This window comes from Streptomyces sp. NPDC087422 (genome assembly GCF_044744145.1).
Taxonomy (GTDB): Bacteria; Actinomycetota; Actinomycetes; order Streptomycetales; family Streptomycetaceae; genus Actinacidiphila.
Window position 1 is genome coordinate 389,810 of sequence record NZ_JBIUXT010000005.1, and the last position, 13,059, is coordinate 402,868.

11 protein-coding genes and 1 riboswitch are annotated in these 13,059 nt (G+C 71.1%); of the genes, 7 read left to right on the forward strand and 4 right to left on the reverse strand.

What is annotated here, in order from left to right; genetic code table 11:
* Positions 1-3: 3 nt before the first annotated feature.
* The gene (locus tag ACIO6U_RS18835) at positions 4-2,760 is read left to right on the forward strand and encodes an alkaline phosphatase family protein (RefSeq protein WP_401720420.1); all 2,757 of its coding nucleotides are present in this window, start codon (positions 4-6) and stop codon (positions 2,758-2,760) included.
* 86 nt (positions 2,761-2,846) lie between these two features.
* On the opposite strand, the gene ACIO6U_RS18840 is transcribed toward ACIO6U_RS18835, so the two are convergent.
* Positions 2,847-3,380 (reverse strand): PH domain-containing protein, encoded by a 534-nt coding sequence (locus tag ACIO6U_RS18840; RefSeq protein ID WP_401720423.1) that lies wholly within the window; start codon positions 3,378-3,380, stop codon positions 2,847-2,849.
* A 297-nt stretch (positions 3,381-3,677) separates the two neighbouring features.
* Here ACIO6U_RS18840 and ACIO6U_RS18845 point away from each other — a divergent pair, with 297 nt between their 5' ends.
* Positions 3,678-4,349 (forward strand): GDSL-type esterase/lipase family protein, encoded by a 672-nt coding sequence (locus ACIO6U_RS18845; RefSeq protein WP_391047819.1) that lies wholly within the window; start codon positions 3,678-3,680, stop codon positions 4,347-4,349.
* Between the two features lie 42 nt (positions 4,350-4,391).
* Here the strand turns inward: ACIO6U_RS18845 and ACIO6U_RS18850 are convergent, their stop codons facing one another.
* Positions 4,392-5,255, reverse strand: a complete 864-nt coding sequence (locus ACIO6U_RS18850) for a LysR family transcriptional regulator (RefSeq protein WP_401720426.1) — start codon at positions 5,253-5,255, stop codon at positions 4,392-4,394.
* Positions 5,256-5,346: 91 nt separating this feature from the next.
* Here ACIO6U_RS18850 and ACIO6U_RS18855 point away from each other — a divergent pair, with 91 nt between their 5' ends.
* On the forward strand, positions 5,347-6,084 hold the full coding sequence (locus tag ACIO6U_RS18855) for an SDR family NAD(P)-dependent oxidoreductase (protein WP_391047814.1): 738 nt from the start codon (positions 5,347-5,349) through the stop codon (positions 6,082-6,084).
* A 35-nt stretch (positions 6,085-6,119) separates the two neighbouring features.
* On the opposite strand, the gene ACIO6U_RS18860 is transcribed toward ACIO6U_RS18855, so the two are convergent.
* The gene (locus ACIO6U_RS18860; RefSeq protein ID WP_355334974.1) at positions 6,120-6,806 is read right to left on the reverse strand and encodes a TetR/AcrR family transcriptional regulator; all 687 of its coding nucleotides are present in this window, start codon (positions 6,804-6,806) and stop codon (positions 6,120-6,122) included.
* A 194-nt stretch (positions 6,807-7,000) separates the two neighbouring features.
* Positions 7,001-7,071: riboswitch (guanidine-III (ykkC-III) riboswitch) on the forward strand.
* A 32-nt stretch (positions 7,072-7,103) separates the two neighbouring features.
* Between ACIO6U_RS18860 and ACIO6U_RS18865 the strand changes: the two genes are divergently transcribed.
* Entirely contained in the window at positions 7,104-7,424 is a 321-nt protein-coding gene (locus ACIO6U_RS18865) for a multidrug efflux SMR transporter (RefSeq protein ID WP_188280976.1), read from the forward strand.
* Positions 7,425-7,441: 17 nt separating this feature from the next.
* Here the strand turns inward: ACIO6U_RS18865 and ACIO6U_RS18870 are convergent, their stop codons facing one another.
* Positions 7,442-8,218, reverse strand: a complete 777-nt coding sequence (locus tag ACIO6U_RS18870; RefSeq protein WP_401720430.1) for an SDR family oxidoreductase — start codon at positions 8,216-8,218, stop codon at positions 7,442-7,444.
* A 205-nt stretch (positions 8,219-8,423) separates the two neighbouring features.
* Here ACIO6U_RS18870 and ACIO6U_RS18875 point away from each other — a divergent pair, with 205 nt between their 5' ends.
* The 3 genes from ACIO6U_RS18875 to ACIO6U_RS18885 all read left to right on the forward strand — a co-directional run bounded on the left by ACIO6U_RS18875 (position 8,424) and on the right by ACIO6U_RS18885 (position 13,058).
* Positions 8,424-9,326, forward strand: coding sequence for a helix-turn-helix transcriptional regulator (locus ACIO6U_RS18875; protein ID WP_401720432.1), 903 nt, complete (start codon positions 8,424-8,426; stop codon positions 9,324-9,326).
* Positions 9,327-9,447: 121 nt separating this feature from the next.
* On the forward strand, positions 9,448-11,592 hold the full coding sequence (locus ACIO6U_RS18880) for a glycoside hydrolase family 27 protein (RefSeq protein WP_401720435.1): 2,145 nt from the start codon (positions 9,448-9,450) through the stop codon (positions 11,590-11,592).
* A 173-nt stretch (positions 11,593-11,765) separates the two neighbouring features.
* A complete protein-coding gene (locus ACIO6U_RS18885) occupies positions 11,766-13,058 on the forward strand; it encodes an ABC transporter substrate-binding protein (RefSeq protein WP_355334962.1) in 1,293 nt (430 codons plus the stop codon).
* The last annotated feature ends 1 nt before the right edge of the window (position 13,059 follow it).

Here is a 13,059-nt window from a genome sequence, read left to right on the forward strand (position 1 = left end):
TCCATGCAGGTAGCTCGCCGCCGAAGGCGTACCGAGAAACCGGAGTTCAGCATTTTCGGCAAACGCGTCGGACGCCGGGCGGTCCTGGTGACGTCGGGCGTCAGCGCCCTCGCCCTCGCCGCCACCGGCACCGCGTTCGCCCAGACGCACCAGTTCGGCACCCAGCAGGTCGGGCAGACCACCGACCGGGGCCAGGTCATCTCCAGCGACCAGTACATCGCCCCGTACGGCGACCGCCTCGTCGTCAACAACGGCAAGATCATGTCGTCCACCGTCAGCCCGGACGGCACCCACCTGGCGGCCGCGGTCACCGACGGCGGGATGGCGCTGTCCGTCGTGGACCTGAAGAGCTGGAAGGTGCAGCAGCTCATCGGCAACTCCGCCGCGGCCGACCTGCGGATCAGCGGCAATGACGTGGGACAGGAAGGCCCCGCGTACTCGCCCGACGGCTCGCAGTTGTGGCTCGGCCAGACCGACGGATACACCAAGTTCACCGTGAACGCGGACGGCAGCCTCGCCCACCCGACGGCCGTCAAGATCCCCGCCGACGGTCCCCGGCACGCGCTGGCGAGCGCGGCGGTCTTCTCGCCCGACGGCGCCACCGTGTACAGCGTGGTCAACGGCCAGAACCGCGTGGTCGCCATCAACGCCGCGACCGGATCCGTCCAGCGGAGCTGGCCCGTCGGCAACGCCCCGCGCGGCATCGCCCAGGTCGGCGACAAGCTGTACGTCAGCAACGAGGGCGGACGTCCGGCGCGTCCCGGCGAGACCACCATCAACTCGTACAACACCCAGGTGGCCGCCGACCCGGTGACCGCCGCCACCACGACCGGCACGGTCAGTGTCATCAACCTGGCCAAGCCCGACGCCGCGCCGGCCAGCATCACCGTCGGGCTGCACCCGACCGCGGTCTACGCCAAGAAGGGAGCGGTGTTCGTCACCAACACCGCGACCAACGACGTGTCGGTGATCAGGACGGCCAATGACAAGGTCGTGCAGACCATCGCCACCCGGCCGTGGCCCGAGGCGTCGGTGGGCTACGAACCCGACGCCGTGACCCTCACCGACGACGGGCACCTCCTGGTGACGCTCGGCCGCGCCAACGCCGTCGCCGTCTACCGCTACACGACCCCGCAGGAGCCGGTCAGCTACGTCGGACTGCTCCCGACGGACTACTTCCCGGCCGAGATCGCCACCGTCGGCAAGCAGGTCGTCGTCTCCAACACCCGTGGCGTGGACGCCCGTCGGCCCACCACCGCCGCCGGGCACGGTACCCACGACACCACGTCGAGCGTGCAGCACTTCACGCTGCCGAACGACCGTGTCATCGCGTCCCAGACGGCCAAGGTCTTCCGGCAGAACGGCTGGACCAACGGCTCGCTCAAGGAGGCCGCTTCCAAGGGCCACGCGAAGCCGGTGCCGGTCCCCGCGCGGCTCGGCGACCCCTCGACGATCAAGCACGTCTTCCTGATCGTCAAGGAGAACCGGACCTACGACCAGATCCTCGGCGACCTCCCGCAGGGCGACGGCGACCCGTCGCTGACCCAGTTCGGCGAGAACGTGACACCCAACCAGCACGCGCTGGCGCGCCAGTTCGGGCTGTACGACAACACGTACGACATCGGCACCAACTCCGCCGAGGGCCACAACTGGCTGATGCAGGCGGACAATCCGGAGTACACCGAGTCCTCCGCCGGTGAGTACCTGCGCAGTTACGACACCGAGGACGACGCGCTCGGCCACCAGCGAAGCGGGTTCCTGTGGACCGGCGCGCAGGCGGCGGGGAAGTCGGTGCGGGACTTCGGCGAGTTCCAGCAGTTCCTGACCAAACCCGCCGACGCGAGCTGGCAGAACCTGTACTGCGACGCCAAGACCATGGACGCCACCGGGAAGGACACCGCCTACCCGCTGGACTCCTCCTCGCCGATCCCGTCGCTCAACGCCGTGTCCGTGCCGGGCTTCCCGAAGTTCGACACCAGCGTCCCCGACGTCTACCGGTACCAGATCTGGAAGCAGGACTTCGAGAGGAACGGTCCGGCGAACCTGAACATGTTCTGGCTCTCCAGCGACCACACCGGCGGTCCCGCGAGCCCGGCCGCGCAGGTCGCCGACAACGACCTCGCGGTCGGCAAGATGGTCGACGAGATCTCGCACAGCAGGTACTGGAAGGACTCCGCCATCTTCGTGGTCGAGGACGACTCCCAGGCCGGTCTCGACCACATCGACGGCCACCGCGCGCCGATCCAGATCATCAGTCCGTACGCCCGGCACGGCGTCGTCGACAACCACTACTACTCGCAGATCACGATGATCCGCACGATCGAGCAGATCCTCGGGGTCCACCCGATGAACCAGAAGGACACGGCGGCCAGCCCGATGACCGCGGCCTTCACCAAGAAGCCCGACCTCGCGCCGTTCAACGCTCTGGCCAATCGCACCTCGCTCACCGACGGTCTGTCCACCCCGCCCTCCTGCGGCGTCGACACCCCGGCGGCGCAGGACCCCAACGCGGCGGCGGTGCCGGCGGCGGCGGTCCCGGCGGCCGAGAAGCGGCTCGCGGACCAGTGGGACACCTGGAAGTCCCAGCAGCGCCTGACCGGCCCCAACGCCGTGCCCGACTACGCCAACCCGGCGCAGATGAACCACCTCACCTGGTACCAGACGCACAACTGGACCAAGCCGTACCCCGGCGAGGCCAGGATCTTCGCGCCGAACGACGTACCGGGCGCGTACATCCCGTCGTCGGAGAACGACGGCTGACGGTCCGAGCCGGATCGATCGCGAGAGGGCCCCTGGCCGGTGTCACCGCCGCCCAGGGGCTCTCCAGTCGTCCTGCCGTCTTTCCGTCAGCGGGAACGCGAGATCCGCTCCTCGGCGCCGTAGCGGTGCTCCTGGTCGCCGTCCATCGCCTCGTAGATGGTCCTCTTCAGACCCTCGGGGTCGGGAATGTGCTTCAGGGTCAGCAGGCCCTGCTCGGAGGCCGACTCGATCTTGAGCGTGCCGCACCGGATGATCCGCTCCCACAGGGAGGCGGCGAACGAGATGTCGTTGATCCGGGCCAGCGGGATGCTGCGCCCGGTCTTGTTCACGAAGCCGACCCGCGTGTGGACCCGCTTGGTGGTCAGGATGTAGAGGGTGCCGCGCCACTTCATGAGCGGGATCAGCCAGAACCACAGCGACACGAGCGCGGCCACACCGAGCACCACGTACCTGGCGGCGTCCGTCCAGCTCTTGCCGGAGGGCAGCACCCACAGCAGCGCGCCCGCCGCCGCCCATGTCACACACAACACCACGAACTCGCCGACGAGTTGAGTCCAGTGCTGCCGGGTGACGTATATGAGTTCTTCGTCATCGGTGAGATAGCGGTCCACGGAAGGCATGCTGCGCATATTGGCATACGGCTCTGACGTCGAACACCGCGGCCGGAAGCCCGGTACAGCCCCGTTACGTTTCCGCCCCCCGCCGGCCACGTCGCGGTGCGGTCGGTGCCGCCGTGCTGTGTGTCGAACCCGCCGTCCATCGCCGTTGGTACCGGCAGGTGCGGACGGAATCCGGCTGGGCGGGCCGCTGGTTGGCAGGTGGCCGGTCGCGAACGGGCAGATCGGGGACCGTACAGTGGGCGATCCGAACAGTGGTACGAACAGCGCAACGCGTGTCGGCACGGGAAAGGCCCGATCATGACGTCCCCTCTGAGCCCGCAGGTCCGCCCGAATCTCGTTCCGGACGACGGCGTCGTGCTCTTCATCGGCGACAGCATCACCGACTGCGGTCGTGACCTGGACGCGCCCGACTCCCTCGGCGACGGCTACGCGGCGATGGTGGCCGAGCGGTACGCGGCCGAGCACCCCGGCTCGGGGGTCCGCTTCGTCAACCGGGGCATCAGCGGCAACCGCGCGGTCGACCTGCGGGGCCGCTGGGACCGGGACTGCCTGGCGGTCGGCGCCGACGTGGTGTCCGTGCTGGTCGGGATCAACGAGGTGTGGCGCCGCTTCGACAGCGACGACCCCACCTCCGACGAGGAGTACGAGGACCACTACCGCACCGTGCTCGGCCAGGCCGCCGACCGGGGCAGCGCGCTGGTGCTGATCGAGCCGTTCGTGATGCCCGTCAGCGAGGACCAACTGGCGTTCCGCGACGACCTGGACGGCAAGCTGGCGGTGGTACGGCGACTGGCCGCCGACTTCTCCGCCACCCTCGTCCCCGCCGACGCGCTGATGACGCGGGCCGCCGCCGACGCCGGTCCCCGCAAGTGGACCGACGACGGCATCCACCTGACCCCGGACGGTCACGCCCTGCTCGCCGACGCCTGGCTCACCGCGGTCGGAGCGGCGCTCCCCGAGCGGGCCTGACCCCCGCGCCCCGGCCGCTTGCCGGTCGCCAGGTCCGCCGGCTCACAGCCGGGTGGCCGTGCGGACCAGGGCGGCGAGGGGGAGGGAACGGCTGTGGGCGGGCCAGGCGATGTGGGTGACGACGGGCGGAGCGTCGCTGAGCGGGACGGCGGTGTGCTCGGCCCACAGCCAGGCGCGGGCGGAGTCGGGGAAGACGGCCATGGTGCGGCCGAGGGCGATGAGCTGGGCCAGTTGCGTCTGGTCGTGGATCTCGGGGCCAGGGCCTGGGGGATACGTGCCGTCGTGGGCCCAGCGGGCGAGCGGGAGATCGGGGAGGTCGGTGACGTCGGCCAGCGACAGGACCTCGCGCGTGGCCAAGGGGTGCCCTGCGGGCAGGATGGCGATCTGGCCCTCGGTCATCAGTTCCTCGCTGTCGAATCCGGCGAGGGAGTTGAACGGCTTGTGCATGAGCGCCACGTCGGCGCGGCCGTCGCGCAGCATCTCGCCCTGCTCGCACGTGCCGCTCGGCAGCACCTCGATCTCGGCGGCGTCCGGCTCGGCCGCGTAGGCGTCCAGGAGCTTGTGCAGCAGCTCGTGGGACGCGGCGGCCTTCACCGCCAGGACCAGACGGTCGCGGGCCCCGTCCGCGCGGTCGGCGTCACCGGCCCGGCGGGTACGGCGCGCGGCGGCGGCCGTCGCGTCCAGGGCCGCGCGGCCCTCGTGCAGCAGCACCTGACCGGCGCCGGTCAGAGCGACCCCGCGGCGGTCGCGGATCAGCAGCGTGACGCCGAGCCGCCGTTCGAGCTGCTGGATCGCGCGGGACAGCGGTGGCTGGGCCATGCCGAGGCGCTCGGCGGCGCGGCCGAAGTGCAGTTCCTCGGCGACCGCCGTGAAGTACCGAAGCTCGCGGATCTCCAAGGTGTCCATGACCCCAGCGTACGTGTGATACCTGCCGGGTATGACAGAGCACCGTATCGGTGTTGGATGCGCGGCCCGGCCGCGGGCGAGCATCGACGGCATGAGCGAAACGAAGATCGCGCTGGTGACCGGCGCGAACAAGGGAATCGGCTACGAGATCGCGAGCGGCCTCGGCGCCCTCGGCTACCGGGTGGGCGTGGGAGCGCGTGACGGGGGCCGCCTCGAAGCCGCCGTCGACAAGTTGCGCGCCGCCGGGGTGGACGCCTTCGGGGTGCCGCTGGACGTGACCGGCGACCGCAGCGTCACCGACGCCGCGGAACTCGTCGAGCGGCGGGAGGGCCGCCTGGACGCCCTGGTCAACAACGCCGGTATCTCAGGACCGACGGGGCCGGGGTGGACGCAGGACCCGACGACGCTCGACCTCGACCTGGTCCGCACGGTCGTGGAGACCAACGTCCTCGGCGTCATCCGCGTGACCAACGCGATGCTGCCCCTTCTGCGGCGCTCCGCGTCGCCGCGCGTCGTCAACGTCTCCAGCAGCGTCGCCTCCCTGACCCGGCAGGCGGACCCGGACGTCGAGATCGGCCCGGTCATGGCGGCCTACTCGCCGACGAAGACGTTCCTCAACGCCGTCACCGTGCACTACGCCCGGCAGTTCGCCGGTACGAACATCCTGATCAACGCCGCCTGCCCCGGCCTGGTCGCGACCGACTTCACCGGCTTCCTCGGCCCCCGCACCCCCCAGCAGGGCGCGGCCACCCCCATCCGCCTCGCCACCCTGCCCGACGACGGCCCGACCGGCGGGTTCTTCGAGGACGCCGGCGTCGTCCCCTGGTAACGGCTTCCAGCGCCGAGTCCCGAGGGCGCGCCGGGTCAGCCGGTGACGGCCTCGGCCGCGAGGGCGTCCTGCGCCGTGCCGCGCATGCCCGCGACGATCATGTCGACACCGCGCCGGTAGTACGCGTCGTTGCTCGCGCACGACAAGAGCGCGTCGGCGGCCGCCACGACGTGCGGGTACCGGTCGGGGGAGAGGTCGAGCAGGCTCGCCTTCTTCGCGCTGACGGCCTCCTCGCGGGACTCGGGGTCCAGGGCCGGATTGCTGCGGCCGGGCTCGGTGATGACCAGGGTCACCAGCGAGCACAGCGCCTGACCGGCGGTCTGCGCGCCCTGCTCGACCGGCAGACCGGCCGCGGAGAGCAGCGCGAGGGTGCGTTCGGTGACGACGAGACCGGGCTCCGAGGCGAAGATCCGGGTGATCACCAGACCGGCGGCGTTGGGGTGCGGGCGCAGCGCCGCGAGGAAACCGCTCAGCAGGTCGTTCATCTGCTCGTGCCACGGCCGCTCGTCCGGCTCCGGGACCCGGACGTCGGTCAGCAGCCGCTCGGTGACCGCGTCGAACAGCCCGTCCTTGTCCGGGAAGTGCCGGTACAGCGCCATCGGCGTCACGTCGTGCTGCTGGGCGACCCGCCGGATGGTGACGGCTTCGAGACCTTCGCTGTCGGCCACGGCGAGCGCGGTGGAAATCAGCTCGTCCCTGTTCAAGCGTTTGTGAGCCGCCACGGGTCCCGCCACCTCCTGGTCGACAGCCTGAGCGACACCGGATTCCTCGCCGCCGCCACTACGCAGCGTACTGCGTATACACCCGCGAACGGTTCCGCCGAGGATCAAGGTATACGCCGTACGCTAACGGGGTGCGACTCCGGGACTGTCCCGGAAACGGCGGCCGGTCCGCGCCTCGGCCGGTGGCCGTATTGCCGGAATTTGCTATGGTCGGATGAGTACCCGACGAGCGCGTCGTACCGGGACCCTGCAAAGACGGCGCACCCCCGTAAGCACGAAACCCACGGAGGTGCCCTCATGGCATGGGTCCTTGTTGTTGTCGCAGGTCTGCTCGAAGTGGCCTGGTCGATCGGAATGAAGTACACCGACGGCTTCACCCGTCCCGTCCCGAGTCTGCTGACCGGCGCGGGCATCGTGGCGAGCATGCTGATGCTCTCCCAGGCGGCGAAGACGCTGCCGATCGGTACGGCGTACGGCGTCTGGGTCGGCATCGGCGCGGCCGGTGCGGCCGTGGTCGGCATGGCGGTGCTCGGCGAGCCCACGACCGCCGCCCGGATCTTCTTCGTCTCGCTGCTGCTGGTCGCCGTGGTCGGTCTGAAGGCGACCTCCGGCCACTGACCGGCGCTGCCGACGGGTCAGCTCGGCTGTCCCGTCGGCATGACGGTGACCTGCTGGATGTTGACCCGCGGCGGCAGCGTCGCGATGAAACCGACGGTCCTGGCGATGTCCCCGGCCTCCAGGAACTCCATCGACCGCCGGGCGCCGTCCAGCCACTCCAGCGCGCCCGCGTCCGTGACGTGGGTCTGGAGTTCGGTGCCGACGATGCCCGGCTCCAGGGAGGTGACGCGCACGTTCTTCGGGCCGAGTTCGACCCGCAGATTCGTGGACAGATGCGTCACGAACGCCTTCGTCCCGCAGTAGACGGCGAAGGTCGGGAAGATGTTCCGCGCGCCGATGGACGAGGTGTTGATCAGGTCGGCGACGCCGCGCTCGGCCGCGGCGGCGATCAACTGCGGGGTGAAGGCGCCGATCGCGTTCATCAGGCCCTTGACGTTGAGGTCGATCTGCCGCTGCCACAGGTCGGTGCGCAGCTCCTCGATCGGCGAGGGCAGCATCACGCCCGCGTTGTTGAACAGCAGGTCGGTGCCGCCCAGTTCGGCCGCGACCCGGTCGGCGGCGGCCAGCAGGGCTTCCGGGTCGGTGACGTCGACCGGCAGGGCCAGCGCGGCGCCGCCGTTCTTGGCGATCCGGGCGACCAGGTCGTCCAGCCGGTCGGTGCGGCGGGCCAGCACCGCGACCTTCGCGCCGAGTTCCGCCAGGTGCTCCGCCGACGCCTCGCCGAGACCGCTGGAGGCGCCGGTGACGACCGCCACCCGGCCGGTGAGGGGCTTGCTGATGTCGTGCGCGGACATGGCTGTCCACCTTTCGTGTTCGGTGTGATCCGGCGGCGGACCCTCGGTCCGCCTGCCGTCCAGCAGACCACCCGGGCAGCCGCCGCGGAGCGCCGAAAAGTGCCCTGAGCAGGCAGGTAACGGCCTGACCCGCACCGGCGAGGCAGGTACTGACAGGGCCAGTCACGACGCGCGCGGCCCGCGCGCCGCCCGCCACACTGGGGGTATGGACCGCAGCACCGACACCGCCGACTTCCTGCGCTCGCGCCGGGCCCGTATCACCCCCGACGAGGCGGGACTGCCCGCCGACGGCCGGGTCCGCCGGGTGCCGGGGCTGCGCCGCGACGAGGTGGCCCGGCTGGCCGGGGTGAGCGCCGAGTACTACACCCGGCTCGAACAGGGGCGCGGCGGGAACCCGTCGCCCGAGGTGCTCGACGCGCTCGCCCGAGCTCTGCGGCTCGACACCGCCGAGCGCGAGCACCTGACCGACCTGCTGACCCGCAGGCCCGCAGGGTCCCGGCACGCGCCGAGCGGACCGCAGCGGGTTCGGCCGGGACTCCATCTGCTGCTCCAGACGCTGGAGCACGTGCCCGCCTTCGTCCTCGGCCGCCGCACCGACGTGCTGGCGTCCAACCGGCTGGCCCGCGCGCTGCTCGTCGACTTCGACGCGCTGCCCGCGACCCGCCGGAACATGGCCCGCTACTACCTGCTGGACCCCGAGGCGCGCGAGCGCGTCGTCGACTGGGAGCAGCTCGCCGCCGAGACCGTCGCCATGCTCCGGCTGGAGGCCGGCCGCTACCCGAACGACCGCCAGCTCGCCGACCTGGTCGGTGAACTCACCCTGCGCTCACCGGAGTTCACCACGTGGTGGAACGACCACCGGGTGCTGCGCCGCACCCACGGGATCAAGCGCTACCGCCATCCCGTCGCGGGGGACCTGGAGTTCTCCTACGAGTCGCTGCAACCGCCCGGCGATCAGGACCAGACGCTGTGCGTCTACACCGTCGAGCCGGGCTCGCCGAGCGCCCAGGCGCTCCAGCTCCTCGGCAACTGGACGGCGCCCGCTCCGGAAGGGCGCGACGGCGGTCGGGGAAGCGGCCAGGACAGCGACCCGGAGCTGCAAATTTAAGTTAATTAGTAATTATCGTTGACAGGGTTCGGGACCGCCGCCACAGTCTTCGTCGTGGCGGCGGTCCCCGGTGTTCCGGGAGGCGGCCGTCCGCGTATCCCCAACTCTCGGGAGACCCTTCATGACTTCGCATCGTTCAGGGACGGCGCGTGCCCGGCGCGCCGTGGCGACGGCGGGAGCGGGCGTACTGCTCGCGGTCGCGGTGCCGGGGGCGGCGCATGCCGACGCCCCGGCACGTACCGCCGCCGACGGCGCCCCCGCCTTCTACGACAGCGGCCTCGCGCCGACGCCGTACATGGGCTGGAACACCTACTACGGCCTCGGCGCCCCCACCGAGGCCCAGGTCAGAAGCGTCGCCGACCACCTCGTCAGCAGCGGTCTGCGCGACAGCGGCTACGACATCGTGTGGCTCGACGGCGGCTGGCAGGCCGACACGCCCCGCGACAGCGCCGGACGCCTGACCGCCAACCGGGACCGATTCCCCTCCGGCATACCGGCGTTGGTGACCTATCTGCACCAGCGCGGACTCAAGGCCGGCATCTACACCGACGCGGGCGACTACGACCCGGCGAACTGCGGGCTCGGCAGCCGCGGCCACTACCGGCAGGACGCCGACCAGTTCGCCGCCTGGAAGATCGACGCGGTCAAGGTCGACTTCCTGTGCGGCATCGCGGAAAAGCTCGATCCCGGCCCGGCCTTCAAGGAGTTCAGCGACGCCGTCGCGAAGTCCGGCCGCCCGATGATCCTCAACCTGTGCAACCCGCTCACCGACGACTGGGGTCTGCCGCACACCCCGGCGCAGGACGCGCACAACGCGTACGTGTACGGGCCGACCGCCGCCGACTCCTGGCGCAGTGGCACCGACATCGCCTACGGCACGCCGACCGCGGACGAGTGGCCCAATGTGCTGCGCAACATGGATGCCAACGCCTGGCACCCCGAGGCGCAGGGCCCCGGCCACTACAACGACCCCGATTATCTGATCCCGATGCGGAAGATGCCCGACGGCTCGTACGAGCTGACGCAGGAGGAGTCCACCACGCAGCTCGTGATGTGGGCGGAGATGGCCTCCCCGCTGGTCATCGGCTCCGACCCGCGCACCCTGCCCAAGGCGATGCTCGACACGCTGCGCAATCCGGAGATCCTCGCCGTCGACCAGGACCCGCTGGCGATCCAGGGCGTACGGGTGGCCACGGACGCGACCGGCGACGTCTACAGCAAGGTCCTCCAGGGCGCGGGCCGCCGCGCGGTCGTCCTGCTCAACCGCTCGGACCGGCCCGCCGCGCGCACGGTCGACTTCGCCGCCGCCGGGCTGACCGGCGACGTGGCCGTACGCGACCTGCGGGCGCGCGCCGACCGGGGCACGCGCAGCGGCTCGTACACCGTCACCGTCCCGGCCCACGGCACCGCCTTCCTGAAGCTCACCGGGCGCGACGACGCGCCCGGCGTCACGCTCGGCGGCCGGTCCACGGCGAGCCCCGCGCTGGTGCGCGACGGCGCCACGCTGACCGCGTTCACCCGCGGCGACGGCGGCGAACTGCGGGCGCGCACCGGCCGGGACGGTCACTGGCCGGCGCGCACCACCGACCTCGGCGGCCCCACCCGCGGCCGGTTCCTCGGCGACCCCGCCGCGTACGGCAGCGCGGGCGGCCGGATCGACGTGTTCGTGCGCGGCACGGACGGCGCCGCGTACCGGCGGACCTACGAACACGGCCGCTGGGGCGGCTGGCAGAGCCTGGGCGGGCGGCTCGCGGACGCGCCGACCGTCGCCTTCGACGGCCCCGACCGGTGGACGCTGTTCGCCACCGGGAGCGACGGCACGGTCCGCAGCCGCGGCCCGCGCACCGGCTGGACCTCGATCGGCGCGCCGGACGGACTGGCGCTGTATGGACGGCCGTCGGCCGTCGCCGACGCCGCGGGCCGGATCCATGTGGCGGTGCGGGCCGCGGACGACGCGGTGTGGACGCGGGTGCGCGACACTTCGGGCGCCTGGTCGGGCTGGTCGTCGCTGGGCGGCACCATCAGTGCCGCGCCCACGCTGGTCACGGCGGGCGGCACCGTCCAACTGCTCGCGCGGGCCTCGGACTACACGCTCTGGCAGCGGGGGTACGACGCCGCGAGCGACACCTGGTCGGGGTGGTACCCGCGCACGGCGTTCGTGAGCGGGGCGCTCGACGGGTCGGCCGGGGCCACGGCCGCGGCGGACGGGAGCGTGCTGGTGGTCTTCCGCGGGGTGGGCGGAGCCGTCCGCCAGAGCACGCTCTGACAGGTCGGGTACGGCGTCCGGTGCGGGATCGCGCAGGGGCCACGGACGTGCCTAAGTAAATAAATTAGGAATTAATCTTGACGGCGCTCCGCCGTCACGACAGTCTGTACCAGCCGAACGAGGGCCCGGTCGTCAGGGGGCCGGGCCCCGTTCCGTGGGCGTAAGGGAGTCCCATGAACACCTCGCAACCCAGCCGCCGCCGGTTCCTCGCCGGTGCGGGCGCCGTCGGCGCCGCGGCGATGATGAGTAGCTGCGTCACCTCCGGCTCGTCCGGTGCCAAGACTCAGTCGGGCAAGGGCCCGGTCACCCTTCAGTCCAACCTGTCGTCCCCGCAGGCGAAGGCCGCGATGCAGGACCTCGTGGCCGCGTACAACAAGCAGGGCGACGGCAAGGCCAAGCTGAACACGGTCGCCTCTGAGACCTTCCGCACCCAGCTCCCGACGTACCTCACCTCCGGCAACCCGCCGGATCTGCTCACCTGGTACCCCGGCTCGGTCGCGGACTCGTACGCCAAGAGGAATCTGCTGCTCGACGTCGGCGACATCTGGGCCGAGCCGGAGCTGTCCGGCTACTCCAAGGCGCTCCAGACGCTGTGCACCTCCTCGTCGGGCCAGAAGGTGTTCGTGCCCGCCACGTACTACTGGTGGGGCGTGTTCTACCGGAAGTCGAACTTCGCGAAGTGGGGCGTCCAGGAGCCCAAGACCTGGGACGAGTTCATGGCCCTGTGCGAGACGCTCAAGTCCAAGGGCGTCGCGCCGATCGGCCTCGGCGCGGGCGGCGGCACCGCGTGGGTCGCGTCGTCCTGGTTCGACTACCTCAACATCCGTATCAACGGCGCCCAGTACCACCGCGACCTGCTCGCGGGGAAGCACCGCTTCGACGACCCCGAGGTCCGCAAGGTCTTCGACAAGTGGGCCGAGGCGCTGCCGTACTTCGACCCCAACGGCACCGCGCTCGCCTTCCAGGACGCCACCACGGCGCTGCTCCAGGGCCGCACCGGGATGATGCTGATCGGCACCTTCTTCGCCGACTCCGCCCCGAAGGGCGAACTGGACGACATCGACTTCTTCCGCTTCCCGGTGATCGACGCCAAGATCCCGATGGCCGAGGAGGGCCCCACCGACGGCTACTTCGCCAGCGCCCGCACCGGCCACCGGGACGAGGTCAAGGACTTCATGCGGTATCTGGCCACCGCCCCGGCGCAGGAGACCTACATCAAGGGCTCCTCCGGCACCGCGCTGCCGACCAACCCCAAGGCCAAGGACAGCGGCACCCCGCTGGTGAAGAAGGGCCGCGCGCTGATCGAGAGCGCCGCCGAGGTCACGCAGTTCTTCAACCGCGACTCCAGCGACGCCCTCCAGCCGACCGCCGACACCGCGCTGACGAAGTTCCTGGCCAAGCCCAAGGAGATCGACTCGATCCTCACCACCTGGCAGCGGGACGCGCAGAAGATCTGGAGCCAGTGAG